This is a genomic window from Chitinophaga sp., from assembly GCF_039596455.1.
In the GTDB taxonomy this organism is placed as follows: domain Bacteria; phylum Bacteroidota; class Bacteroidia; order Chitinophagales; family Chitinophagaceae; genus Chitinophaga.
In genome coordinates, this window is sequence record NZ_JBCNJR010000006.1 from 297,734 (window position 1) to 322,015 (window position 24,282).

A 24,282-nucleotide genomic window follows, 5' to 3' on the forward strand; every position below is an offset into this window, starting at 1 on the left:
TCACCGTTGCCCGCCGGTTGAAGGTCACTCCGGCTTGCTCACCTCAATGATCTTGCCGGGACTTTCATCCGTACAGATGTACACCCGCCCGTTGGGCGATACGCAAACATCCCGCAGCCGGCCAAATTTGCCGGTGAAGTAGGTTTTGCTGCCTGTAACGGTTTTCCCGTCTGCACTGAGCTGCAGCTGGTACAGGGTAGTATTTTTCAGGCTGGTTACCAGCAGGGAGTTCTTCCATTGGGGAATGCGTTCGTGATGGTAATAGTCCAGCCCGCAGAGGGCAAAAGTGCTGCCGCCGGTAGACCAGATGGGTCCTTTTACGTTATTGGCCGTGCAAAAAGCCGTTTCTGACCCGGTATTGCAGGGGCCCTCCACTGTAGGCCAGCCGTAGTTCCGCTGTTTTTCAATGATGTTCACCTCATCTTCTATGCCTGCGCCGTGCTCTGCGGCGTAGAGGATGTTATTGGCCATCACCAGCCCCTGCGGGTTGCGGTGGCCATAGCTCCACAGCGGGTTGTTGGGGATGGGGTTGTCTGCCGGTATGGAGCCGTCCAGGTTCAGCCGCAGTACCTTGCCGCTGAGAGAGGTGGTCAGCTGCGCATTGCCGCTGGCCGCTGCATCACCGGTGGTGATAAAAAGCTTGTCCCCGCTGATCAGCAGGCGGGAACCATTGTGGATGCCGGCGGCCGGGATATTGTCAAGAATGGTGGTGGGGGAGGCCAGGGTATTGTTCTCGTAACGGTACCGCACTACTTTTTCCCGGTAAGGGCTGCCATAGTTGTACACCAGGTATACAAAGGGCTGCTGCGCAAAGGAAGGGTGCAGCACCATGCCCAGCAGGCCACCCTCGCCGTTGGCCACTACTTCAGAAATGGTCAGCAATGGCTTCAGTTCCCCGGTTTTGGGATCTACCCGGCTTACCTTGCCGCCCCGCTCCGTCATCCAGATATGATCATCAGGCCCCCAGAGAATTTCCCAGGGGCGTGAAATGCCTTGCTGCACTACTACGCGCACGCTGTCTTTCGGCCAGTCGGGGTCTTCGCCGTCAGGCGGCGGGTTAGTTGATTTTTTATGACAGGAGGCAGCCAGGAAGGAGCCGGCGCATACAAGCACCAGCAGGGCGGTAAATATGGGGGCAGGTTTCATAGTATTTTTTATTAGAACAACTATTTAAGGGAACAAATTGTCTGCCAGCTTAAAAAAAATAAAGATTTTATAAAACCTTTTCCGCATCCGGGTGTTTAAAATATGTTTATTGAATTCATAATCAATCACACTCGTCCTTTTTCGTCCCTTTGCCGTGAATGTTCAGGAAGCATGCAATTTCATCAAAACACAAATCATATGAGAAAAATTGGTTACTTAACCCTCCTCATGTCCACAGTTCTCTTCGCGGCCACCGGTTTTGCGCAGACCCAGAAAGGAAATGTAATGGTAGGCGCACAACTTGCCAATATCGGGGGCACCTTCCAGAATGGAGGCAGTGTATTTAATTTGAACCTTACTCCCAAGGCTGGCTGGTTTATACAGGATAACGTGGCCCTGGGGGTAGACGTTAACCTTGGGCTGACTACCGGTAATGACCAAACGGATTTCCTTTACGGCATTGGTGCATTTGGCAGGTACTATGTGGCAGACAAAAAAGTGGAAATTGACAGAAAAGCCCGCTGGTTCTTTGAAGCAAGCGCAGGTGTTAACGGCATTAACCACAAGGCCGGAGATGTAAGCACCAATACCAACGGTCTTGGTTTGGGCATCGGCCCCGGCCTGGCTTATTTCATTACGCCCAACATTGGTTTGGAAGGCCTGGTGAAGTATGACCTGACGGTGGGTTTCGGCAGCTCCACCACGGCCCACAGGGTGAGCTTCAACCTGGGCTTCCAGATCTATCTGCCTTCAGCCAAGGCCCGGCAGACCATCAGGGAAGTAGGGAACAAATAACGGGATACCCTCCAAGTCGATCAATACAAACCGTAAACGGGTTGTTTTCCGCTGAAAGCGCGGGGAACGGCCCGTTTTTCATTTGCCGGGCGGTGCGGATGTATATGGCGGTGCCGAGATATTTGCGCGGGGAGCCTGTTTTATTTGCCTTCAGCCGCCTGTTTACCCGGCAGCTCAAACCTGATCACCACCTGGTGCTTGGAGGCTACGGCCTTGCCGTCCAGCCGCGCCGGTATCCATTTCGGCATTTTTTCCACAATGCGCATGGCTTCTTCTTCCAGGCCGTAGCCAATCACATTGCCTACGGTAGAAGGGTTGCCTACGCGGCCATTGGCCAGTATCAGGAACTCAACGGTAACGGCCCCTTCAATGCCGGCCGCTTTTGCCTCTTTGGGGTATTGCATGGTTTTTCTGACATAATACCGGAGTGCCTGCCCGCCGCCGTTGAACTGGGGCAGGCTGTTCACAGCCGGTGTGGTTACATCCGCCGGCTTGCGCAGGGAGTTGGGGATGGTTACCCGCAGGGGCAGCGTCATCCGCAGGTCTACCGGCTTGCCGTTGAGCAGGCCCGGCTTCCAGCGGGGCATGCCGGAAAAGAGGGTCACCACTTCCTTGTCCAGCTGCCGGATGCCGGGGTATTTGATCTTCACGTCCGTTACATAGCCGGTGCGTTCTACCAGGAAATCCACATAAACCATTACAATTGAATCGTTTCTGAGCTCAACGTAAGGGATCTTGAGGTGGCTGGCTATCCAGGCATGCATGTATTCTTCTCCCTGCGGAAACTGGGGCATTACGTCTACTCTCATGGCGTCCAGCTCACGTGCCAGCTCAGCCCGCATTTCCGCTTCAGAAAGCGGGGCGGAGGCGGAATCCTGGGCGGCGGCAGGGGGCAGGATGCCCGAAAAAAGCGCCAGCAGCAGGATTTGGGTGAAATAAGCGTGGAGAAGCCGGTAAAGCATTGGGAATAAAAAGGTTAAGTATTTTTTGTAACTTGCGGGGCCTGGCCCCATTACTAATAAAACTACCGGAAAAGCGGCAAAAAGTCAATATTATCCTGAAATATACCCCTGAAATATTTGTCGCAATAAAAAAAACACTTACCTTTGCCCTCCCAAATTGAGGGGTAAATTAGAAGAAGTTCATTGCATATGTCTCAGAGAATTAGAATCAAGCTGAAGTCCTACGATCACAATCTGGTAGATAAATCTGCCGAGAAGATCGTTAAAACCGTGCGTAACACCGGTGCCGTGGTAACAGGTCCTATTCCTTTGCCAACAGAGAAAAAAATCTTTACGGTATTGCGTTCTCCGCACGTGAACAAAAAAGCGCGTGAGCAATTCCAACTGTGTACGCATAAGCGTTTGTTGGACATTTACACATCTTCTTCCAGGACCGTAGATGCGCTGAGCAAGCTCGATCTGCCGTCTGGTGTGGAAGTGGAAATTAAAGCGTAGTAAAAAAGGACCTCAGCAAAGGTGGGCACAAGGCCCGCCTGAGGTATTTTGTGACAACAGCATTTAAACCAGGTCACGCCTTCCGGGTGGCCGCCCAATAAAGCATTTAAACCGCTCATCCTGAGGATAGCTAGAGATCCCTCAGGCGCTGGGCTAAATTATATAACACATGAAAGGTATTATTGGTAAAAAGATTGGCATGACCAGCATCTTCGAGGCCAATGGCAAACAAACTGCCGTTACCATTATCGAAGCCGGTCCAAACGTGGTTACCCAGGTGAAATCCCAGCTCACTGACGGGTACGACGCCGTTCAGGTAGCTTTTGGTGAGAAAAAGGAAAAAAACACTCCCAAAGCAGAGAAAAATCACTTCGCGAAAGCTCAGACCTCCCCTAAACGTTACGTAAAAGAATTCCGCAACCCTGATGCAGCCGTGGCTAAGGCCCTCGGCGAGTCCATTACTGTAGATATTTTCACCGAAGGTGAAACTGTTGACGTTGTGGGTACCTCTAAAGGCAAGGGTTTCCAGGGCGTTGTAAAACGTCATGGATTTAGCGGTGTGGGTGAATCCAGCCACGGTCAGCACGACCGTCAGAGAGCGCCCGGTTCCGTAGGTGGTTCTTCTTATCCTTCCCGCGTTTTCAAGGGTATGCGCATGGCAGGCCAGATGGGCAATGAAAGAGTGAAAGTAAAGGGCCTGAAAGTCGTTAAGATTTTCCCTGAAAAGAATTATATCCTGGTAAGTGGTTCCGTTCCCGGCCACATTGGTTCAATCGTTTTAATCCAGAAGTAATATGCAACTCGATATTTTAAATATAGAAGGTAAGAAGACCGGCAGGACTATTGAGCTTCCTGAAGAGATCTTTGGTGTTGAGCCGAACAATCACACAATTTACCTGGCTGTAAAACAATACCTGGCTGCACAGCGCCAGGGTACGCACAAGGTGAAGACCCGTGCTGAAGTAAAAGGTGCTTCCCGCAAGCTCCACAAACAAAAAGGTACCGGCGGTTCCCGTAAAGGCAACATCCGTAACCCGCTGTATAAAGGCGGTGGTACCATTTTCGGTCCCAAACCGCACAGCTATGACATCAAGCTGAACCGCAAGGTGAAAGATGTGGCCAAGATCTCTGCACTGTCTGTAAAGGCTAAAGAGAACGCCATCATTGTGGTGGAAGACATCAACTTTGAAGCGCCCAAGACCAAACAGTTCGGAGCGATCCTCAAAGCCCTGAATATCAACGTAGCCGGTAAAAAGACCCTGGTGGTACTGCCGGAGTATAATGATAACGTATACCTGTCACTGCGCAACATCCCTACTGTGGACAGCACCGTGCTGAGCGACGTGAACACCTACGATATCATGAACAGCAACTACCTGGTAATCACGGAGAGCGCAGCCAAGATCTTCACAGAAGAGCCGGCTGACGTAGTGGAAGCATAATAAAATTCAGTAAACAAGCGCCAGGCCTGATGGAATATCGGGTACAGGCACAAAAAATAATAACAGATGAAACTGTCTGATGTTTTAATCAAACCGGTGATCTCTGAGAAAGTGAACAAGGCTACCGAAAAGTTCAACCGCTTTTACTTCATTGTTGACAAAAAAGCCAACAAACTGGAGATCAAGAAAGCAGTGGAAGAGTTCTACGGTGTAACCGTGGCCGAAGTGAACACCCAGGTAATGCCCGGCAAGAACAAGACCCGCTTTACCAAAGCCGGCTTTATTTCCGGCCGCAAGCCTTCTTACAAGAAAGCAGTGGTAACGCTGGCAGAAGGAGAATCCATAGATCTGTATGCTAACATATAATATACCAGTGCCGTTAACGGCGTAAGCCGCTAACCTGGATGTATATACAGATCAACTATAAATAGTCTATTAAATCATTGAATTAAGTAGAAATGGCACTGAAAAAGTACAAACCGATTACAGCCGGTACCCGTTGGAAAATAGGCAATGCGTTCGCAGAGCTGACTACCGACACTCCCGAGAAGAGCCTGCTGGCTCCCGCAAAACGTACCGGCGGTAGAAACGCACAGGGCAGAAGGTCTATGCGTTACATCGGTGGCGGGCACAAAAAACAATACCGTATCGTTGACTTCAAGCGCGATAAGGCGAATGTTCCTGCAACCGTTAAGTCAATTGAATACGATCCGAACCGTACCGCCTTCATCGCCCTGCTGAACTATGCAGACGGTGAAAAGCGTTACATCCTTGCTCCCCAGGGCCTGCAGGTAGGCGCTACCGTTATCAGCGGAGCAGACGTTGCCCCTGAGCTGGGTAATGCCCTGCCGCTGAAGAACATGCCCCTGGGTACCGTAGTGCACAACATTGAGCTGCAGCCCGGTAAAGGCGGCGCCATTGCACGCAGTGCAGGCACCTACGCCCAGCTGAGCAACAAGGAAGAAAAATATGCCGTGCTGAAAATGCCTTCCGGCGAGCTGCGTAAAGTGCTGAGCACCTGTGCGGCCACTGTAGGTACAGTTTCCAACTCAGACCACGCCCTGCAGTCTATCGGTAAGGCCGGTGCCAACCGCTGGAGAGGTATCAAACCGCGTAACCGTGGTGTTGCCATGAACCCTGTAGATCACCCGATGGGTGGTGGTGAAGGTAAATCTTCAGGCGGTCACCCGAGGTCCAGAACAGGTAAATATGCGAAAGGCCTGAAAACCAGGAAGCCGCATAAGAGCTCTGATAAACTGATCATCAGCCGCAAAAACGGTAAGAAATTATAATCACGCTTAACAAGTTTCAATCCCGGTAAGGGCCGGGGTTGAAATCTTAAATAAAGAATAACATGGGTCGTTCCATTAAAAAAGGTCCTTACGTAGACTTTAAATTAGAGAAGAAGGTAGTAAAGCAAAATGAAGGCACCAAGCGTACGGTTATCAAAACCTGGAGCCGCCGCTCTACCATCACTCCGGACTTTGTGGGCCATACTTTCGCCGTTCACAACGGTAACAAGTTCATCCCGGTGTACGTAACCGAGTTTATGGTAGGTCATAAACTGGGTGAATTTGCACCTACCCGCAACTTTAAAGGGCACGCTAACAAGAAAATGTAGTAACGGTTTGACAGTTTCCCGTTTTCGGTTCCGGTAAAGAGAACAACAGAAAGGCGATGGAAACAGCATAACCGGAAGCTGAAACAAGAAACTAATATAACACAGAAATCAATAACAATGGAAGCAGTAGCTAAGCTGAACAATAATCCTACATCTACCCGCAAAATGCGTTTGCTGGCAGACCTGATCCGCGGCCTGGATGTAGAGAAAGCTTTGAATATTTTGAAATTCCATCCCAAACACCCGAGCACCCCGCTGGAGAAACTGTTGCTCTCCGCCGTGGCTAACTGGAAAGTGAAGAACGAAGGCGCCAGGGTAGAAGATGCCAACCTGTTCGTGAAAACCGTTTTTGTTGACGGTGGCCGCGTACTCAAAAGGATGCGCCCCGCGCCGCAAGGCCGTGGTTACCGTATCCGCAAGAGAAGCAATCACGTAACTATTGTTGTGGACGGCCGCGCCGCCCAATAATTGGCAAACTGTAGGAAAAAATATATTTAAACTCATAGACAAATAAAACCAGAACATGGGTCAGAAAACAAATCCTATTGGTAACAGGTTAGGTATCATCAGAGGATGGGACTCTAATTGGTATGGCAGCAAAAAAGATTATGCTACCAAGCTGATCGAAGATAACAAGATCAGGACTTACCTGAATGCCCGTATCAACAAAGGCGGTATTTCCCGCGTAGTGATCGAGCGCACATTGGGTAAGCTCATCATCACCATTCATACCTCCAAACCTGGTATCATCATAGGTAAAGGCGGTAACGAAGTGGATCGCATCAAGGAAGAGCTGAAGAAGCTGACAGGGAAAGAAGATGTTCAGATCAACATTCTGGAGATCCGCCGCCCTGAAATAGATGCCACTATCGTTGCTGAAACGATCGCCAAACAGATCGAAAGCCGCATCAACTATAAACGCGCCATCAAAATGGCAATTGCTACCGCGCTGCGCATGGGTGCAGAAGGTATCAAGGTGAAAGTAGGCGGCCGTTTGGGCGGTGCTGAAATTGCCCGTTCAGAAGAAATGAAACAAGGCCGTGTGCCCCTGCATACTTACCGCATGGACATAGACTACGCTTCCCTGTTCGCGCTGACCGTTTACGGCAAGATCGGTATCAAGGTATGGATCTGTAAAGGTGAAGTGCTGGGCAAACGCGATCTCAACCCGAACGCAGTTTCCGGTAAGGAAGGCGAAGGCCGTATGGGCGGTGGCGAGCACCGCGGCGGAGACCGTGGCGGCCGTGGCGGAGACAGAAGGGATAACCGTGGTGGCGGAGAGAGAAGAGGTGGTGGAGACCGTGGTCCCCGCAAATAATTCACTCAGCCGTTAGAAATATCATTTAAACAACTTTTTAACAACATAAACGATGTTACAGCCCAAGAGAACGAAACACAGGAAGATGCACAAAGGCCGCATCAAAGGTAACGCCAAGAGAGGCGCAGCCCTTTCTTTCGGTTCATTCGGCCTCAAAGCATTGGAACCTAAGTGGATCACAGACCGCCAGATAGAAGCTGCGCGTGTCGCTCTGACCAGGCATATGAAGCGTGAAGGTAACGTGTGGATCCGTATTTTCCCCGACAAGCCGATCACCGCCAAGCCGCTGGAAGTGAGGATGGGTAAAGGTAAAGGTGCCCCTGACCATTGGGCAGCAGTTGTAAAGCCCGGTCGCATCCTGTTTGAAGCAGACGGTGTGCCCCTGCAGGTAGCAAAAGAAGCTATGGAGCTGGCCGCACAGAAACTGCCGATCAAGGTGAAATTTGTAGTGCGCCGCGACTTCGTTGCCTAACCGCAGCCGGTCCCTTTTAAACAAACCTGATAACCAGAAACAAAATTTAATACAATGCCTAAAGCAAAACTGGATCTGAAAAGCCTGAGCGACCAGGACCTGAAGGAGAAACTGTCTGAAGAGTCCCTGCGCCTGAAAAAGGTAACGTTCAGCCATGCGGTAACGCCCATCGAAAATCCCATGAGCATCCGCTTCATGAGAAGGGAAGTTGCCCGCATCCAGACGGAGATCCGCAGAAGAGAATTGGGCTTCTAGTCCCAATCAGGGCCAGGAATAGTGATAGCTATTGACCAGCAAAACAATTAACAAATTTATAGCCGCATAAAAGCGGTTTGGAGGTAAAATAACTTTCAAAATGACCGAAAGAAAATTAAGAAAAACCAGGATCGGCGTAGTATCCAGCAACAAAATGGATAAGACCGTAACCGTGAGCGTTGAGCGTAAGGTGAAACACCCGATCTATGGTAAGTTCGTAAAGAAAACCACCAAGTTCATGGCACACGATGAAAAGAACGAGTGCAGCATTGGTGATACCGTACGGATCATGGAAACCCGTCCGCTGAGCAAGAACAAATGCTGGCGCATGGTGGAAGTGATCGAAAAAGTAAAGTAATTATTCATTTGTTTCAAGCTGCCGGTTTAGCAGTAAACCCGCAGCCGCTGCTTAAACAATTAACAAACGTATTACGATGATACAACAAGAATCAAGGCTGAACGTAGCTGATAACAGTGGTGCCAAGGAAGTACTCTGCATCCGCGTGCTCGGCAACTCCGGCCAGGACTATGCAGGAGTAGGTGACAAGATTGTAGTAACGGTAAAAGACGCCATCCCCGGTGGTGGTATGAAGAAAGGCACCGTAACCAAAGCTGTTATTGTAAGAACTAAAAAGAAACTGCGCCGCCGCGACGGTTCTTACATCCGCTTCGACGACAACGCCGTTGTATTGCTGAACAACTCCGACGAGCCCCGCGGTACCCGTATTTTCGGTCCGGTTGCCCGTGAGCTTCGCGACAAAGGATATATGAAGATCATCTCCCTGGCACCTGAAGTGCTTTAAGGAGTCGGCATAAGGATTTCGGGTTTAGGATTCAAAGCAATTATTAATTAAAGGTGTATATATTCAAAATACCTTTATCTGAAGGCTGGAATCCAGGATCCGAAATCTTTGCATATCTTTGCAGCCCGTTTCAAAAACGACATAAATATTAATCAAGCGAAGCCAGTGTTTCGCTTGGCGTTTAAATAAACAAACAGAATGAAAACTAGATTTAAGCCTAAGTTCAACATTAAGAAAGGCGACCTGGTTGTGGTAGTTACCGGTGACGACAAGGACCGGACCAAGCCCCGCAAGGTGTTGGAGGTAATTACCGACAAAGCACGTGTGCTGGTAGAGGGTGTGAACATCATCACCAAACACACCAAACCTTCTGCGCAGAATACCAAAGGTGGTATTGTTAAGCAGGAAGCGCCTATCGCCATTTCCAACGTAATGTTGTGGGATGCTAAGGCTGGCAAGCCCACCCGTGTGGCTCGCCAAAGAGAAAACGGTAAAGTAGTTCGTATCGCTAAAAAATCAGGGGAGGTAATTAAATAATGGCAAACACATCATATCAACCCAGGCTGCAGGCTAAATACCGTAATGAAGTGGTAGCTGCCTTGCAAAAAAAGTTCAACTACAAGAGCGTGATGCAGGTTCCCCGCCTCACCAAGATCTGCCTGAACCAGGGCATCAACGGTGCGGTAGGTGACAAAAAGCTGGTAGATATCGCAGTAGACGAAATGACCCGTATTGCCGGTCAGAAAGCTATTGCCACTTTGTCCAAAAAAGACATCTCCAACTTTAAACTGCGTAAGCACATGCCCATTGGCGCACGTGTTACCCTGCGCGGCGTAAATATGTACGAGTTCCTGGACAGGCTGATTGCCGTATCCCTGCCCCGCGTACGTGACTTCAAAGGTGTGAACGAAAAATCTTTCGACGGCCGCGGTAACTACACCATGGGCGTTACCGAACAGATCATCTTCCCGGAGATCGACATTGACAAGGTGAACAAGATCACCGGTATGGACATCACTTTCGTGACCACTGCCCAAACCAACGAAGAAGCTTACGAGCTGCTGAAAGAGCTGGGCATGCCGTTCAAGAACATCAAAAAAGATAATCAATAATACAATATGGCAAAAGAATCCGTAAAAGCCAGACAAAGAAAGAGAGAAGCCCTGGTGGCCAAGTTTGCAGAGAAACGCGCTGCCCTCAAAGCAGAAGGCAACTATGCTGAACTGGACAAACTGCCCAAGAACGCTTCTCCCGTTCGCCTGCACAACCGGTGCCAACTGTCAGGTCGCCCCAAAGGCTACATCCGTCAGTTCGGCATCTGCCGTAACATGTTCCGCGACATGGCGCTGGCAGGCAAGATCCCTGGTGTAAGAAAAGCAAGCTGGTAATACAAGGTTGCCAGAACAGACAGACATTCAGATTCCTTTCTATATCGATTGGATATCGCATTGTGAACACATTTGTAAACTTTTATTAGAACAATGGTTACTGATCCAATAGCAGATTTTTTAACACGCATCCGTAACGCCCAGATGGCTAACCACAGGATCGTGGAAATTCCGGCTTCAAAACTGAAGAAACGCATTACCGAAATTCTGTACGACAAAGGCTACATCCTGAAGTACAAATTCGAAGAGGACAACAAACAGGGCCTCATCAAGATAGCGTTGAAATATGACCCGCAAACCAAGGTACCTGCCATCCAGGACCTGCAAAGGATCTCCCGTCCCGGTCTGCGCCAGTATTCCAAACCTGGTGACTTTACCCGTATCAAGAACGGCCTGGGCATCGCTATCATCTCCACTTCCAAAGGTGTAATGACCGACAAGGAAGCGAAAGCACAAAACGTAGGTGGCGAAGTAGTTTGCTTCGTATATTAATATATTTTGGTCCCGCCCCATGTAAATGAGGCGGGACTAACGGCATATCTGACAATTAAGCCTTCTATACGGGCTGAACACGGGATGCCGGTTCACAACAACAATAAACTGACTGATTATGTCACGTATAGGTAGAAGTCCTATTAAATTGGCCAGCGGTGTAACAGTAAATGTTTCCGCTGCTAACGAGATCACGGTAAAAGGCCCTAAAGGCGAACTGAAACAGGCCATTGACCGCGATATTAAAGTGGAAGTGAAAGACGGGGAGATCGTGATCACCCGTCCTACAGACCAGATCCGCCACCGTTCCCTGCACGGCCTGTACCGAGCGCTGATCGCCAATATGGTGACCGGTGTAACAGACGGCTTTAAAAAGCAGCTGGAACTGGTAGGTGTGGGTTACAAGGCTGCGAACGCAGGTCAGTTGCTGGACTTATCTTTGGGCTATTCTCACAACATCATCTTCGAAGTTCCCAAAGAACTGAAGGTTTCCACCCTTACTGAAAAAGGCCAGAACCCGAAGATCATGCTGGAAGGTACTGACAACCAGCTCCTGGGCCAGGTTGCCGCCAAGATCCGCAGCCTGCGCAAACCTGAGCCGTACAAAGGTAAAGGTGTACGCTACAGCGATGAGGTTGTTCGCAAGAAAGCAGGTAAATCTGCCGGCAAGTAATGACCTGATGCGCCGCGCTGCATAAGGCAGCCGGCGGGAAACTGAATTATTAAAACTTATAGCGGTAAAGGCCGCATCAAAAACGGTCTTTACCCTTACATTGGTCCCGGCAGCATCGGGGCTTCAAATACACTAAGTGATGAGTACAAAAACAAACAGGAGACAGAATATCCGCTACAGGATCCGTAAAAAGATCAGCGGTACTGCACAAAAACCAAGACTGGCTGTTTACCGCAGCAACGCTGAAATTTATGTGCAACTGATTGACGATACCAACGGTACCACCCTGGCATCCGCTTCATCCCGCGATAAAGCCATTGCTTCCCAGAGTGTTCCGAAAACCGAAAAATCCAAACTGGTAGGCGCTGCGCTGGCTGCCAAAGCTACCGCGCTGGGTATCACTACCTGCGTGTTCGACAGAAGTGGTTACCTCTACCATGGCCGTGTGAAGTCAGTTGCTGACGGAGCCCGCGAAGGAGGCCTGCAATTCTAATCTGAAGGACCAGGAGTTAAAACAATCTGATATCGTAATTCTTATTAAATAAAAATGGCAAAGAATTCATTCAATAAAGTAAAAGCTGGCGATCTGGAACTGAAAGAAAAGGTTGTAGCTATTAACAGGGTTACCAAAACTACCAAAGGCGGCCGTACTTTCAGCTTCTCCGCGCTGGTGGTGGTAGGTAACGAGAATGGCGTGGTAGGTCACGGCCTTGGTAAAGCCAAGGAAGTACAGGAAGCGATCACCAAAGGGATAGACGACGCCAAAAAGAACCTGATCAAGGTTCCGGTACATCACGGTACCATTCCTCATGACCAGCTGGCCAAGGAAGGTGCTGCGAAAGTGCTGATCAAACCGGCCGCTCATGGTACCGGTGTGATCGCTGGTGGTTCCATGCGCGCCGTGCTGGAAAGCGCAGGTATCACAGACGTACTGGCAAAATCCCTGGGTTCCGCTAACCCCCACAACGTGGTGAAAGCCACCTTCAAGGCACTGGGCCTGTTGCGCGAGCCTATCGCTATCGCAAAACAACGCAGCGTGTCCCTGAAGAAAGTATTCAACGGTTAAGCATAAGGTTCCAACACCTGGCACTCTCTCCAAAGGAGAAGCACCGGTCACTTTAATTGGAAATATTTAAATAAAATGGCAAAGATTAAGATCACCCAGGTTAAAAGTGGTATTGACCGTCCCGAACGTCAGAAACTGACGCTGAAGGCTCTCGGGCTGAAAAAGCTGAACAACACTGTAGAAGTGGAAGCTACCCCCCAGATCCTCGGCATGGTTCGCGCCGTAAACCACCTGGTAAAGGTTGAGCAAGTGAATGCATAATGTAAAATTTTCATTTTTACATTTGGCTTCTTGTTTTTTTGAACTATCATTGTAAAAGCGAGCGGTTGATTTCCGCGTAAGTAAAACAATTCAAACTATGAGCTTACAGAACTTAAGACCTGCAAAAGGAGCAGTACATAAAGAAAAACGTTTAGGCCGCGGTGAAGCTTCCGGTAAAGGTGGTACTTCTACAAAAGGTAACAAAGGCGCCCAGTCCAACACCGGCTATTCCAGCAAAAGAGGTCACGAAGGTGGCCAGATGCCCATCCAGCGCCGTCTGCCGAAACGTGGTTTTATTCCCATCACCCGTACCGAATACAAAGTATTCAACATAGGCGAACTGGAACAGATTGTTGAAAAATACGGTCTGCAGGAATTCTCTCTCGAAAACCTGTACATGAACGGCCTGATCAGCAAAACTGCCAAAGTAAAAGTACTCGGCCACGGGGAACTGAAAAGCAAAGTAACGCTGAAAGTGAACGCGATCAGCGAGAAAGCCAAGTCTGCCGTTGAAGCTGCCGGCGGATCAGTTGAGCTGGTTTAAGAAAATTACGATAGAGAAGGCGCCTACGGAGTAGTGCGTCTTTTCGAATTTTACACGCGTTATTAAACTCTTATCTTCCTGTGAAGAAATTTATCGAAACCATAAAGAACATCTGGAGCATAGAGGACCTGCGTAAACGCATCCTCACCACCCTGCTCCTGGTACTGGTATACCGTGTGGGTTCCTATATCACCCTTCCCGGTCTCGATCCGAACGAGCTGGCCAAATTCTCTGAGACTTCCCAGAAAGGTATCCTTGGGCTCTTCAATATGTTTGCCGGCGGGTCTTTCTCGCGGGCTTCCATATTTGCCCTCGGTATCATGCCCTATATCTCGGCGTCTATCGCCATCCAGCTGCTCACCATAGCAGTGCCTTATTTCCAGAAACTGCAGAAAGAAGGTGACAGCGGAAGGAAAAAGATTAACCAGTATACCCGTCTGCTCACCGTTGTGGTAACGGCGTTCCAGGCCAGCGCATATGTTGCTTACCTGAGAACACAGTCCGGCGGCGCCCTCATTCCGGAATACGGTACCTTCCTGTTCTGGCTGTCCACCACCGTGGTGCTCACCGCAGGTACGCTGTTCATCATGTGGCTCGGTGAAAAGATCACGGATAAAGGTATTGGTAACGGTACTTCCATCATCATCATGATGGGCATCCTGGCCCGCCTGCCTGAGGCGCTCCTGCAGGAGCTGTCTCTGAAAACAACCGGCTCCGGCGGTGGCCTGCTGCTGTTCCTGATAGAAATAGCCATGTTCATCCTGATCACCGTAGGCCTCATCCTGCTGGTACAGGGTACCCGCAAGATACCGGTGAACTATGCCAAACGTATTGTAGGCAACAAACAATATGGCGGGGTACGCCAGTTCATTCCCCTCAAGGTGAACGCTGCCGGCGTAATGCCCATCATCTTTGCCCAGGCTATTATGTTCATTCCGGCAACCGCCATCGGCTTTGCCACTTCAGACAACGCGTCAGCATTCATCCGCATATTCAGCGACCATACCAATCCCTGGTATAACGTGATCTATGCGGTGCTGGTGGTAGTGTTCACCTTCTTCTACACGGCGCTCATCTTCAATCCCACGCAGATGGCGGATGAAATGAAACGTAACAACGGTTTCATTCCCGGTGTAAAACCCGGTAAGGCTACCGCAGATTACATCGGCGCTGTAATGGACCGTATTACCCTGCCCGGCGCCTTCTTCCTGGCACTGGTAGGTATCCTCCCCGGCATTGCAGCCGCCGCCAACGTGAACAGCCTGTTTGCCACCTTCTTCGGCGGCACCTCCCTGCTGATCATGGTGGGCGTTATACTGGATACCCTGCAACAGATAGAAAGCCAGCTGCTCATGCGCCACTACGATGGCCTGATGAGCTCCGGCCGCATCAAGGGCAGGACCTCCCCGGCCAATGCCTGATCCATCAGAACAAATGAATTTGATATAACTGCCACCGGGAGCATTTACTCCCGGTGGCTTTTTTTATACCCTGCATATTGAACAGTAGCCCGTTCACCGCTGTTGTGAAGGGGACAAGTCGTAATAATTTTATAATTTCGCGTGTTATGATCCATTATAAGACAAAAGAAGAAATAGAACTGATCCGCCATAGCGCCCAGCTGGTAAGTGCTACGCTGGCAGAGGTGGCCGCAAGGCTGAAGCCGGGCATGACTACGCTGGAGGTAGATGCCATTGCGGAACAATTCATCCGTGATCATGGTGCTGTGCCTTCTTTCAAAAACTATAAAGGCTTCCCGAATACCTGCTGCATTTCTGTAAATGAGGCCGTTGTACACGGTATTCCCAACGGGCATGTTATAAAGGAGGGAGATGTGGTGTCTGTAGACGTAGGAGTGTACGCCAACGGTTTTCATGGAGACAGCGCTTATACCTTTGCCGTAGGCGAGGTGCCGCCCCATGTGCAGAAACTGATGGCCGCCACCAAAACAGCGCTGGCCAAAGGCGTGGAAAAGGCTGTGGCCGGCAACCGGGTAGGAGATATTGCCTACGCCATACAGGAATATGTGGAGAAGGAGAGAGGTTACGGTGTAGTGCGGGAACTGGTGGGCCACGGGCTTGGCCGCAACCTGCATGAAGACCCCCAGGTGCCCAACTACGGCCGCCGGGGCAGCGGGGCCGTGCTGAAAGAAGGCCTGGTGATTGCCATTGAGCCTATGGTGAACCTGGGTACCAGGGATGTGGAATACCTGGAAGACGGCTGGACGGTGGTGACGCGAGACCGCAAGGTGTCTGTTCACTATGAGCATACTGTGGCCGTGATGAAAGGAAAAGCAGACATGCTGTCTACTTTTGAGCACATTGAAGCCGCAGAAAAACAGAATCCGGCACTGAACGGCGCGTACATCAGCGCCTGAGGTACTGTGTAATCTGGCTGTAAATACGTATCTTTGCTTGCTTTTTGAGCGTTTGGCCGCAATCACAAGCGGTTTCCCCTCAGAGGTATTATAGCATTTAAGACTGTATAATTAATTGATATAGAGTAGCTTTATAGAAATATTGCGATATTTTTTAAAAGTTATCCACATAACGCGGCTTTTTCATCAATTATTTCCGGTAATTTTTTCGGTTTAAGAAACTTTTGTGGTATCTTTGCATTCCTAAAAATTTTTATGGCGAAACAGGCACTCATTAAACAGGATGGTATTATTCTCGAAGCCTTATCTAATGCGATGTTCCGGGTAAAACTGGAGAACGGACACGAGATTCTGGCTACCATTTCTGGCAAAATGAGAATGCACTATATCCGCATCCTGCCGGGAGATAAAGTTGGCGTTGAGATGAGCCCTTACGATTTGAGCAGGGGTCGTATAATTTTCAGGTACAAATAGTAACAACTGGTAGATTTATAACATTTGACTCATGAAAGTAAGAGCTTCCATCAAGAAAAGAAGTGCAGACTGCAAAATTGTTCGCCGCAAGGGTAAATTGCTGGTGATCAACAAGAAGAATCCCCGTTTTAAACAACGTCAGGGTTAATCAGCATCTGTATACATTAAACGAATTATAAATTAAACAATTGATATGGCACGTATAGCCGGTATTGATCTTCCTAAAAACAAAAGAGGCGAAATTGGTCTGACCTATATCTATGGTATTGGCCACTCTACCGCCCAGTATATCCTGAGCAAAGCAGGCATTGATTTTAACAAGAAAGTGAAGGATTGGAACGATGATGAGCAATCTGCCATCCGTAACATCATTCTCCAGGAGCTGAAGGTAGAAGGTCAGCTGCGTTCTGAAGTGCAGATGAACATCAAGCGTTTGCTGGATATTGCCTGCTACCGCGGGCTGCGCCACAGGAAAGGTCTGCCGGTTAGAGGTCAGCGTACCCGTACCAACAGCCGCACCAGGAAAGGTAAACGTAAAACCGTTGCTGGTAAAAAGAAGGCACCGAAAAAATAATAAGATCCCTTGGCCGGTGTCCTTTTTTCCAAGTCCGGGAGCTGGCGGCATAAAGGGTTTTTATATAAACAGGGATTTGGAATTTCATCGTTGGAATTATAACGAATTATGGCAAAAGCAACTAATACAAAAGCTGCCGCTAAAAAGAGGGTAGTAAAGGTGGATAACTTCGGGGATGTACATATCTCTGCAAGTTTCAACAACATCATTGTAAGCATTACCAACAAACAGGGTCAGGTGATCTCCTGGTCTTCTGCCGGTAAAATGGGTTTCAAGGGTTCTAAAAAGAACACTCCGTACGCTGCCCAGCTCGCTGCTTCCGATGCTGCCAAAACTGCCTTTGACGCTGGTCTGAAAAGAGCGGACGTATTTGTAAAAGGCCCCGGTGCCGGTCGTGAGAGCGCTATCCGTGCTATCTCAAACTCAGGTATCGAGGTAACCCTCATCAAGGATGTGACCCCGCTGCCCCACAACGGCTGCCGTCCTCCCAAGAAGAGAAGGGTATAGGATATTCTGTTGCGAATTACGAATGGCGAATTACGGATCTGGACCAAGATCATGAACGTAATGCGCAATTCGTAATTCGTAATTTTTATTTGTATATTTATTTATCACAGTGGGTGCAAGATCGGGTTTTAAGATTTTTAAATGAGCTTGCACCGTAACTAAAAATCTGAACAACAAAACATGGCAAGGTACACAGGACCAAAGACCAAGATCTCCAGGATTTTTGGAGAGCCCATTTTAGGTAATGGCAAGTATTTAGGCAAGAACAGCAACCCTCCCGGTCAGCATGGCGCACAGCGCAAGCGTAAACAACTGGGTGAGTATGCATTGCAGCTGAGAGAGAAACAAAAAGCAAAATACACTTACGGCGTGCTCGAAAAACAGTTTCGTAACCTGTTTGAAGAAGCCAACCGCAGAAAAGGCGTTACCGGTGAAGTATTGATCAAGCTGCTGGAAGCCCGCCTGGACAATACCGTGTTCCGCATGGGCATTGCCCCCTCCCGTCCCGCTGCACGCCAGCTTGTTTCCCACAAGCACGTAACAGTGAACGGTGTGGTAGTGAACGTACCCTCTTACCAGTTGAAACCCGGTGACGTGGTTGGCCTGAAAGACAAAGCCGCCGGCAACACCGCCCTCACCAGCGCTATTCGTGGTAAAAACCCGAAGTTCAGCTGGCTGGACTGGAATGAGAAAGACATGAAAGGTACATTCATTGCGTATCCGGAGAGAGAAAGCGTTCCCGAGAACATCAAGGAACAACTGATCGTAGAATTGTACTCCAAGTAATAAGTTATAGCCACCAGCCGGTGGCTATAGCCGTATAACATAAGTTAAAACTCATAAATCAAGCATATCAATGGCAATTCTTAATTTCCAAAAGCCTGACAAGATCGTTTTGCAGAAGTCTACCGACTTTGAAGCTCAATTCGAATTCCGTCCGTTAGAACCGGGTTATGGTGTGACAATCGGGAATGCGCTCCGCCGCGTACTGTTGTCTTCATTGGAGGGCTATGCCATTGTGGGAATCAAGATTGAAGGCGCTGATCACGAGTTTGCCACCCTGAAAGGGATCACGGAAGACGTTACTGAAATTATCCTCAACCTGAAACAGGTTCGTTTCAAAAAGATTGTTGAGAACGAAGTAAGCAGCGAAAAGATCCAGATCTCCATCAAAGGCAAAACCGAGTTCCGTGCGGACATGATCGAGAAAGCCACCAATTCTTTCCAGATCATGAACCCCGAGCTGCTGATCTGCACCCTGGACCCTTCTGCCAAGCTGGACATTGAACTGACCATCGGCAAAGGCCGCGGTTACGTGCCGGCTGAAGAGAACAGGCCCAAAGATGCGATCTTTGGTTACATCGCCATCGACTCTGTGTTCACGCCCATTAAAAACGTGAAATACAGCATCGAGAACACCCGTGTGGAACAAAAAACGGACTACGAAAAGCTGATCATGGAAGTGGTCACTGATGGTACCATCCACCCGGAAGAAGCCGTTAAACAGGCTTCCCGCATCCTGATCCAACACCTGATGATCATCACTGATGAGAACATCAGCTTCGATACCAAAGACACTGAGAAAGAAGATGTAGTGGACGAACAGACACTGCAGCTCCGCAAGATCCTGAAAACGCCGCTGGAAGACCTGGACCTGAGCGTTCGCGCGTTCAACTGTCTGAAAGCCGCTAAAATCAACTCCCTGAGCGAACTGGTACAGTACGAGCAGGAAGAGCTGATGAAGTTCCGGAACTTCGGTCAGAAGTCTCTCAGCGAAATTGAGCAGGTACTGGGCGAAAGAGGTCTGCACTTCGGTATGGACCTGTCCAAACTGAAACTGGACGAAGAATAGTATTCGTATAGCACAAATCACGGAGCCGGAAGGCATCCGTGATTTGTATTTTATAACAAGTACCTTATAATTCCTGACACGGTATAAGGGAACACAAACAAACAAAAGTCATGCGTCACGGAGTAAAATTGAACAGGCTGAGCCGTACTTCCGCTCACCGTAAAGCGCTGATGAGCAACCTCGCTTGCGAGCTGATCAGCCACAAACGTATCCAAACCACTTTAGCGAAAGCAAAAGCGCTGCGCGTTTACATTGAACCAATGCTGACCCGCGCTAAAACCGACAGCACTCACAACCGTCGTATTGTTTTCAGCTACCTGCAGGATAAAGAAGCCATCACTGAACTGTTTGGCACCATCAGCGAAAAAATTGCCAGCCGCCCCGGTGGTTACACCCGCATCATCAAACTGGGTAAAAGGATTGGTGACAATGCAGAAGTAGCCCTGATCGAACTGGTTGACTTCAATGAAATATACGGTAAATCTGCCGAGGCTGAAAAAGCACCGGCCAAGAAAACCCGTCGTGCCGGTGGTGGCAAGAAGAAAGCAGAAGAGAAAGCCGCAGAACCTGCCGCTCCCGCTGCTGAAGCACCCGCTACTGAAGAAAAAGCTGCTGAATAGTTTTTTTTCTAACGATACAGGAAAAGCTGCCCTCTCACCAGGGCAGCTTTTTTTTATACGGAAAGGCCTCCATCCGGGTTGTTATATGTAAAAAAATATTAATTTAGTGCAAATATCCCATACCTATGCACTATCTTAAATGTGGTCATTGTGGCCGGCACAGTGCCCTCAAATCCGAATACGTCACCCTCTGCGATCACTGCAGCAAAAAATTCCCGCTTACATTTCCCGTTTGGCAGGCCCGCCATCCACATGGCAGCTTTGAGCAGTTTGCCACGGAAGCAGGCATTTCAGAAGCTGCCTACCAGGCCATTATTAAAAAACAGCAGCACTGGATGTTGACCATCCGCCAGAAAGCTGCGCTCATCACGGGCATCGTAATACTGGTGGCCTGCAGCACCTTGGGCGCCTGGTACGGGCCCGGCCTGGTAAAGATGTTCAGCAAGCCCACCGTACCGGCTGCCATGCTGGAAACCGGTGGCTGGCGTACTTTCCGGGGTAACGTGTTACGGCTGCAGACACCGTTCTCCCTTTCTCCGGCAGACCGGAAAGACATGCCCAACCTGCGTTTCAAGGCTTTCACAGGCGGGGGCAGGGCGGAAGGGCTGGAAATCACCATGGAGGAAGCCATTTTTCTGGCCCAGTCACAGGTAGAGCTGGAACCGGCGGCACGGGCGGCTGCTGACGCGCTGGCGCGGCAGAAAGGAGTTTCGCAGTTCAGCTACACCGAAAAACGGGTGCAGCTCAACGGGGCGCCGGCCATGTGGCAGCAGGGGAGCTATGTGCAAGACCATTCCGCCCCCATGGAGTTCAGCAGCCTGGTGGTCGTAAAAGGCGGTATCAGCGTACAGGTAGTGGTAACTCATACGGGAAATGATTCCACAGGCAGACGGGTGGCGGAGGAAGTGTTAAAATCAGCCCAATTGAACTGAACAGCCGTAAAATAGCTGCTCAAAATTCAAAATCATGCCCTAACTTTGCAAAGTTTTAACCGTTCCGTTTCGGAACATAAAAAAAGAAAGGGTAAGCAGAATGCCGCAAACTACCAGATCCACACAGCCCGCCATGCTGTTGTTAGAAGATGGCACCGTTTTTCATGGTAAAGCGTTCGGAAAAGTTGGGACCGCATCCGGCGAACTTTGTTTTAATACGGGTATGACCGGTTACCAGGAAGTTTTCACCGATCCTTCCTACAAAGGGCAGGTATTGATTATGAACAACTGTTACGTGGGGAATTATGGTACCAAGAACGAAGATGTAGAAAGCAGCAGTGTGAAAATCAGCGGCCTGATCTGTAAAAATATAGCGCATAACTATTCCCGCAAAATGGCGGACGAGTCTCTGGCCAAGTTCCTGGAAGACAATAACCTGGTGGCCATTCATGAAGTAGATACCCGCGCCCTGGTATCTCACATCCGCAGCAAAGGCGCCATGAACTGTATTATTTCCTCTGAAATACTGGACGAAAAGAAACTCAGGGAAGAACTGAGCAAAGTACCTTCAATGGAAGGGTTGGCACTTTGCGCAGAGGTATCTACCAAGGAGCCTTATTTTGTAGGAGACCCGAATGCGGAGATCCGTATTGCCGTGCTGGACAACGGAGTGAAACGAAATATGCTCAAATGCCTGTCTGAAAAAGGGGCTTACCTGAAAGTACATCCTACCCAGACCAGCTTTGAGGAGTGCGAAACCTTCAAACCGCATGCTTATTTCATATCTAACGGTCCTGGTGACCCGGCGCCGCTTGCATATGCCGTAGAAACCATTAAAAAGGTATTGGCAGCCAACCGCCCCCTGTTTGGTATTTGCCTGGGCCACCAGTTACTGGCCATGGCCAACGGCATCCCTACCTACAAGATGCACCACGGCCACAGGGGCCTCAACCACCCGGTAAAGAACCTGCTCACCGGCAAATGCGAGATCACTACCCAGAACCACGGTTTTGCCATCGACGCAAAAGCGGTGGCAGCCTCTGAAAACGTGGAAGTTACGCATGTGAACCTGAATGACCAGTCTGTAGAGGGCATCCGTATCAAAAACAAACCTGCCTTCTCTGTGCAATATCACCCGGAGTCTACCCCCGGCCCGCATGATTCCCGCTACCTGTTTGACGACTTCTTTACGATGATCCGCGCAAACATGTAAGGGAAAGCTCCCCCGAATTTTACATACTGGAAAAAAATATAAACGGTCCTGAGGAATCAGGACCGTTGCATTTTAAAATTCCACGTTATGAAAACTAGCGAAAGGTACTGCGCGGTTAAGCACAATACCCACCTTGTCTTTTCATTACATGACAATAATATGAAAAAATCAGGAGCTTATAGCGGCAAAATAGGTTGAAATTTCCTTGAAATAGAGGAATTTAAATTGCAATCGGTTGGAAAAAGATAAATTCTGGAATTAAGGATAAAAAAATACGGCTCTGTGAACAGAGCCGTTTGCCTTTATAAATTCCACGTTATGAAAAACTGATACAAAAATATGATTAATTAGCTAAAACGTTTTAGTTTGTCGCCGACTTTTTACATAATGTTGATAATGCAAAGGTCGCGCCATTTTCCCATTTGTCAAAATTATACAAGTTAAATTTTTGCTAAGGAGCTTCCGTATTTTTGTCCACATAAATCTAACTTTTTGTTATTTGTTTAATCAACCCTTTGCGTATCGATTACACAGTAAAAGTAGACAATAAATTTAAATTTCAAAATTCATTTTCTGAAAATTTTAGGCTTTTGAGCTCAAAAAATAAATATAGAATTTATTGTAATGTAAATATTCAGTATTTATAAGCGTTCCAGCCGATATTTTAAGAAATATGATTTTTGTCATGTTTTAGAATGGTAATGTTTTTTTAACCTTAAGCGACTAAATATTACCGGCTCTCCGTGAATGGTTTTACTGGCGGCCAGGGTATACTTCCAGCGCTTTGGCCAGGCAATCCATGGCTTTTGCGATATCACCCAGGTTCAATACATATGCCAGCCGTACTTCCTGCTTGCCCAGGCCGGGAGTAGCGTAAAAGCCGGTGGCGGGAGACAGCATCACCGTTTGTTGCTCGTGGGAAAAAGACTCCAGCAGCCACTGGCAGAACTTATCCGCATCATCAATAGGCAGGCGCGCCATGGCGTAAAAAGCACCGCCCGGGTTGGGGCAGAATACGCCGGGAATGGCGTTCAGCCGCGCTACCAGCAAGTCACGCCGGCCCTGGTATTCCGCCTTGATGGCGTCAAAATAATTATCTGGCAGGTCTACCGCCGCCTCTGCTGCAATCTGGGCAAAGCTGGGCGGGCTCAGGCGGGCCTGGGCAAATTTCATCACTGCATCAAGCAGGCCGCGGTTATGTGTCACCACAGCGCCAATGCGGGCCCCGCAGGCGCTGTAACGTTTTGAAATAGTGTCAAATACCACTACGTGCTGCTCCAGGCCCGCAATATGCAGGGCGGAGATATTCTCGCCGTCATAGCTGAACTCCCGGTAAGCCTCATCGGAGAATAAAAACAGGTTGTGCTTCAGGCAAAGCGCTTTCAACACCTCCATTTCCGCGCGGCTGTACAGGTAGCCCGTGGGGTTATTGGGGTTGCAGATGAGAATGGCCTTTGTTTTAGGCGTTATCATTTTCTCAAAATCCTCAATGGGAGGGAGGGCAAAGCCTGTATCTATGGTAGAAGTAACGGGTACTATGTTCACCTCGGCCTCCACGGCAAACCCGTTGTAATTGGCGTAAAAAGGTTCGGGAACAATCACTTCGTCACCCGGGTCCAGGCAAGCCATAAAACCGAAAAGGATGGCCTCAGAGCCGCCTGTGGTCACAATGATCTCCGTATGGTCCACCGTAATGCCAAACTTGCTGTAATAGCCCGTCAGCTTCCGGCGGTAGCTTTCGTTACCTGCGCTGTGGCTGTATTCCAGTATCCGGAAATCAGATTTCCTGACGGCTTCCAGCACCGCTGCGGGCGTTTCAATATCTGGCTGGCCAATGTTCAGGTGATAGACCTTGGTACCTTTCTTTTTGGCTGCTTCCGCAAAGGGTACAAGCTTGCGGATCGGCGAGGGCGGCATAATCTGCCCCCGTTTGCTGATGTTAGGCATTTGGTGTTTGATTTTAGCGATGCAAAGTTAAGGGAAGCATATAATAAAAAAGG

35 protein-coding genes and 1 pseudogene are annotated in these 24,282 nt (G+C 49.1%); 33 read left to right on the top strand and 3 right to left on the bottom strand.

Annotation, left to right across the window (positions count from 1 at the left end; all coding sequences use genetic code 11):
• Positions 1-24: 24 nt before the first annotated feature.
• Entirely contained in the window at positions 25-1,146 is a 1,122-nt protein-coding gene (locus ABDW36_RS19110; protein ID WP_343703532.1) for a PQQ-dependent sugar dehydrogenase, read from the bottom strand.
• A 228-nt stretch (positions 1,147-1,374) separates the two neighbouring features.
• Between ABDW36_RS19110 and ABDW36_RS19115 the strand changes: the two genes are divergently transcribed.
• Positions 1,375-1,941, top strand: coding sequence for a hypothetical protein (locus tag ABDW36_RS19115; RefSeq protein ID WP_343703533.1), 567 nt, complete (start codon positions 1,375-1,377; stop codon positions 1,939-1,941).
• A gap of 140 nt (positions 1,942-2,081) precedes the next feature.
• On the opposite strand, the gene ABDW36_RS19120 is transcribed toward ABDW36_RS19115, so the two are convergent.
• Complete coding sequence (locus tag ABDW36_RS19120; RefSeq protein WP_343703534.1) at positions 2,082-2,903, bottom strand: energy transducer TonB; 822 nt, start codon at positions 2,901-2,903, stop codon at positions 2,082-2,084.
• A 189-nt stretch (positions 2,904-3,092) separates the two neighbouring features.
• Between ABDW36_RS19120 and rpsJ the strand changes: the two genes are divergently transcribed.
• The 32 genes and pseudogenes from rpsJ (at position 3,093) to carA (ending at position 22,282) form a co-directional block, all read left to right on the top strand.
• On the top strand, positions 3,093-3,398 hold the full coding sequence (gene rpsJ / locus ABDW36_RS19125; protein ID WP_012789286.1) for a 30S ribosomal protein S10: 306 nt from the start codon (positions 3,093-3,095) through the stop codon (positions 3,396-3,398).
• 169 nt (positions 3,399-3,567) lie between these two features.
• The gene (gene rplC, locus ABDW36_RS19130) at positions 3,568-4,191 is read left to right on the top strand and encodes a 50S ribosomal protein L3 (protein WP_343703535.1); all 624 of its coding nucleotides are present in this window, start codon (positions 3,568-3,570) and stop codon (positions 4,189-4,191) included.
• Position 4,192: 1 nt separating this feature from the next.
• Positions 4,193-4,840, top strand: coding sequence for a 50S ribosomal protein L4 (gene rplD, locus ABDW36_RS19135; RefSeq protein ID WP_343703536.1), 648 nt, complete (start codon positions 4,193-4,195; stop codon positions 4,838-4,840).
• A 66-nt stretch (positions 4,841-4,906) separates the two neighbouring features.
• Entirely contained in the window at positions 4,907-5,206 is a 300-nt protein-coding gene (rplW, locus tag ABDW36_RS19140; RefSeq protein ID WP_343703537.1) for a 50S ribosomal protein L23, read from the top strand.
• 92 nt (positions 5,207-5,298) lie between these two features.
• Entirely contained in the window at positions 5,299-6,132 is an 834-nt protein-coding gene (gene rplB, locus ABDW36_RS19145) for a 50S ribosomal protein L2 (protein WP_343703538.1), read from the top strand.
• 62 nt (positions 6,133-6,194) lie between these two features.
• On the top strand, positions 6,195-6,461 hold the full coding sequence (gene rpsS, locus ABDW36_RS19150) for a 30S ribosomal protein S19 (RefSeq protein ID WP_119078753.1): 267 nt from the start codon (positions 6,195-6,197) through the stop codon (positions 6,459-6,461).
• A 117-nt stretch (positions 6,462-6,578) separates the two neighbouring features.
• Positions 6,579-6,929, top strand: coding sequence for a 50S ribosomal protein L22 (gene rplV / locus ABDW36_RS19155; protein ID WP_119078754.1), 351 nt, complete (start codon positions 6,579-6,581; stop codon positions 6,927-6,929).
• A gap of 55 nt (positions 6,930-6,984) precedes the next feature.
• The gene (gene rpsC, locus ABDW36_RS19160) at positions 6,985-7,779 is read left to right on the top strand and encodes a 30S ribosomal protein S3 (protein ID WP_343703539.1); all 795 of its coding nucleotides are present in this window, start codon (positions 6,985-6,987) and stop codon (positions 7,777-7,779) included.
• Positions 7,780-7,831: 52 nt separating this feature from the next.
• Positions 7,832-8,251 carry a 50S ribosomal protein L16 gene (gene rplP / locus ABDW36_RS19165; RefSeq protein ID WP_119078756.1) on the top strand — a complete coding sequence of 140 codons (420 nt, stop codon included), beginning with the start codon at positions 7,832-7,834 and terminating at the stop codon, positions 8,249-8,251.
• Positions 8,252-8,305: 54 nt separating this feature from the next.
• Positions 8,306-8,506 carry a 50S ribosomal protein L29 gene (gene rpmC / locus ABDW36_RS19170; protein WP_343703540.1) on the top strand — a complete coding sequence of 67 codons (201 nt, stop codon included), beginning with the start codon at positions 8,306-8,308 and terminating at the stop codon, positions 8,504-8,506.
• Between the two features lie 100 nt (positions 8,507-8,606).
• Complete coding sequence (gene rpsQ, locus ABDW36_RS19175; protein WP_119078758.1) at positions 8,607-8,864, top strand: 30S ribosomal protein S17; 258 nt, start codon at positions 8,607-8,609, stop codon at positions 8,862-8,864.
• A 76-nt stretch (positions 8,865-8,940) separates the two neighbouring features.
• On the top strand, positions 8,941-9,309 hold the full coding sequence (gene rplN, locus ABDW36_RS19180; protein ID WP_109698268.1) for a 50S ribosomal protein L14: 369 nt from the start codon (positions 8,941-8,943) through the stop codon (positions 9,307-9,309).
• A gap of 198 nt (positions 9,310-9,507) precedes the next feature.
• On the top strand, positions 9,508-9,846 hold the full coding sequence (gene rplX / locus ABDW36_RS19185) for a 50S ribosomal protein L24 (protein WP_119078759.1): 339 nt from the start codon (positions 9,508-9,510) through the stop codon (positions 9,844-9,846).
• Positions 9,846-10,421 (top strand): 50S ribosomal protein L5, encoded by a 576-nt coding sequence (rplE, locus tag ABDW36_RS19190; protein WP_343703541.1) that lies wholly within the window; start codon positions 9,846-9,848, stop codon positions 10,419-10,421. Before rplX ends, rplE begins: the two co-directional genes overlap by 1 nt.
• Positions 10,422-10,427: 6 nt before the next feature.
• Entirely contained in the window at positions 10,428-10,697 is a 270-nt protein-coding gene (gene rpsN, locus ABDW36_RS19195; RefSeq protein ID WP_119078761.1) for a 30S ribosomal protein S14, read from the top strand.
• A 93-nt stretch (positions 10,698-10,790) separates the two neighbouring features.
• A complete protein-coding gene (gene rpsH / locus ABDW36_RS19200; RefSeq protein WP_343703542.1) occupies positions 10,791-11,189 on the top strand; it encodes a 30S ribosomal protein S8 in 399 nt (132 codons plus the stop codon).
• Between the two features lie 118 nt (positions 11,190-11,307).
• Positions 11,308-11,862 (top strand): 50S ribosomal protein L6, encoded by a 555-nt coding sequence (gene rplF, locus ABDW36_RS19205; RefSeq protein WP_343703543.1) that lies wholly within the window; start codon positions 11,308-11,310, stop codon positions 11,860-11,862.
• Between the two features lie 139 nt (positions 11,863-12,001).
• The gene (rplR, locus tag ABDW36_RS19210; RefSeq protein WP_343703544.1) at positions 12,002-12,355 is read left to right on the top strand and encodes a 50S ribosomal protein L18; all 354 of its coding nucleotides are present in this window, start codon (positions 12,002-12,004) and stop codon (positions 12,353-12,355) included.
• A 54-nt stretch (positions 12,356-12,409) separates the two neighbouring features.
• Positions 12,410-12,928 (top strand): 30S ribosomal protein S5, encoded by a 519-nt coding sequence (gene rpsE / locus ABDW36_RS19215; RefSeq protein ID WP_343703545.1) that lies wholly within the window; start codon positions 12,410-12,412, stop codon positions 12,926-12,928.
• 75 nt (positions 12,929-13,003) lie between these two features.
• Complete coding sequence (gene rpmD, locus ABDW36_RS19220) at positions 13,004-13,189, top strand: 50S ribosomal protein L30 (protein WP_119078766.1); 186 nt, start codon at positions 13,004-13,006, stop codon at positions 13,187-13,189.
• 97 nt (positions 13,190-13,286) lie between these two features.
• Positions 13,287-13,733, top strand: a complete 447-nt coding sequence (rplO, locus tag ABDW36_RS19225) for a 50S ribosomal protein L15 (RefSeq protein WP_343703546.1) — start codon at positions 13,287-13,289, stop codon at positions 13,731-13,733.
• A gap of 80 nt (positions 13,734-13,813) precedes the next feature.
• Positions 13,814-15,154: a preprotein translocase subunit SecY gene (gene secY, locus ABDW36_RS19230; protein ID WP_343703547.1), complete on the top strand. Its 1,341-nt coding sequence runs from the start codon at positions 13,814-13,816 to the stop codon at positions 15,152-15,154.
• 146 nt (positions 15,155-15,300) lie between these two features.
• Positions 15,301-16,110: a type I methionyl aminopeptidase gene (map, locus tag ABDW36_RS19235; protein ID WP_343703548.1), complete on the top strand. Its 810-nt coding sequence runs from the start codon at positions 15,301-15,303 to the stop codon at positions 16,108-16,110.
• A 255-nt stretch (positions 16,111-16,365) separates the two neighbouring features.
• On the top strand, positions 16,366-16,584 hold the full coding sequence (gene infA / locus ABDW36_RS19240; protein WP_012789309.1) for a translation initiation factor IF-1: 219 nt from the start codon (positions 16,366-16,368) through the stop codon (positions 16,582-16,584).
• Positions 16,585-16,615: 31 nt separating this feature from the next.
• Entirely contained in the window at positions 16,616-16,732 is a 117-nt protein-coding gene (gene rpmJ / locus ABDW36_RS19245) for a 50S ribosomal protein L36 (protein ID WP_072360626.1), read from the top strand.
• 45 nt (positions 16,733-16,777) lie between these two features.
• A complete protein-coding gene (gene rpsM / locus ABDW36_RS19250; protein WP_119078770.1) occupies positions 16,778-17,158 on the top strand; it encodes a 30S ribosomal protein S13 in 381 nt (126 codons plus the stop codon).
• Positions 17,159-17,266: 108 nt separating this feature from the next.
• Complete coding sequence (gene rpsK, locus ABDW36_RS19255; RefSeq protein ID WP_119078771.1) at positions 17,267-17,665, top strand: 30S ribosomal protein S11; 399 nt, start codon at positions 17,267-17,269, stop codon at positions 17,663-17,665.
• 180 nt (positions 17,666-17,845) lie between these two features.
• On the top strand, positions 17,846-18,451 hold the full coding sequence (gene rpsD / locus ABDW36_RS19260) for a 30S ribosomal protein S4 (protein ID WP_343703549.1): 606 nt from the start codon (positions 17,846-17,848) through the stop codon (positions 18,449-18,451).
• 70 nt (positions 18,452-18,521) lie between these two features.
• Entirely contained in the window at positions 18,522-19,517 is a 996-nt protein-coding gene (locus ABDW36_RS19265) for a DNA-directed RNA polymerase subunit alpha (protein ID WP_343703550.1), read from the top strand.
• Positions 19,518-19,627: 110 nt separating this feature from the next.
• A pseudogene (rplQ, locus tag ABDW36_RS19270) lies at positions 19,628-19,978 on the top strand (50S ribosomal protein L17); the annotation flags it as partial.
• Positions 19,979-20,262: 284 nt separating this feature from the next.
• Positions 20,263-21,069 carry a hypothetical protein gene (locus ABDW36_RS19275; protein ID WP_343703551.1) on the top strand — a complete coding sequence of 269 codons (807 nt, stop codon included), beginning with the start codon at positions 20,263-20,265 and terminating at the stop codon, positions 21,067-21,069.
• Positions 21,070-21,202: 133 nt separating this feature from the next.
• A complete protein-coding gene (carA, locus tag ABDW36_RS19280; RefSeq protein ID WP_343703552.1) occupies positions 21,203-22,282 on the top strand; it encodes a glutamine-hydrolyzing carbamoyl-phosphate synthase small subunit in 1,080 nt (359 codons plus the stop codon).
• A gap of 753 nt (positions 22,283-23,035) precedes the next feature.
• On the opposite strand, the gene ABDW36_RS19285 is transcribed toward carA, so the two are convergent.
• Complete coding sequence (locus ABDW36_RS19285) at positions 23,036-24,229, bottom strand: pyridoxal phosphate-dependent aminotransferase (protein WP_343703553.1); 1,194 nt, start codon at positions 24,227-24,229, stop codon at positions 23,036-23,038.
• Positions 24,230-24,282: the final 53 nt, after the last annotated feature.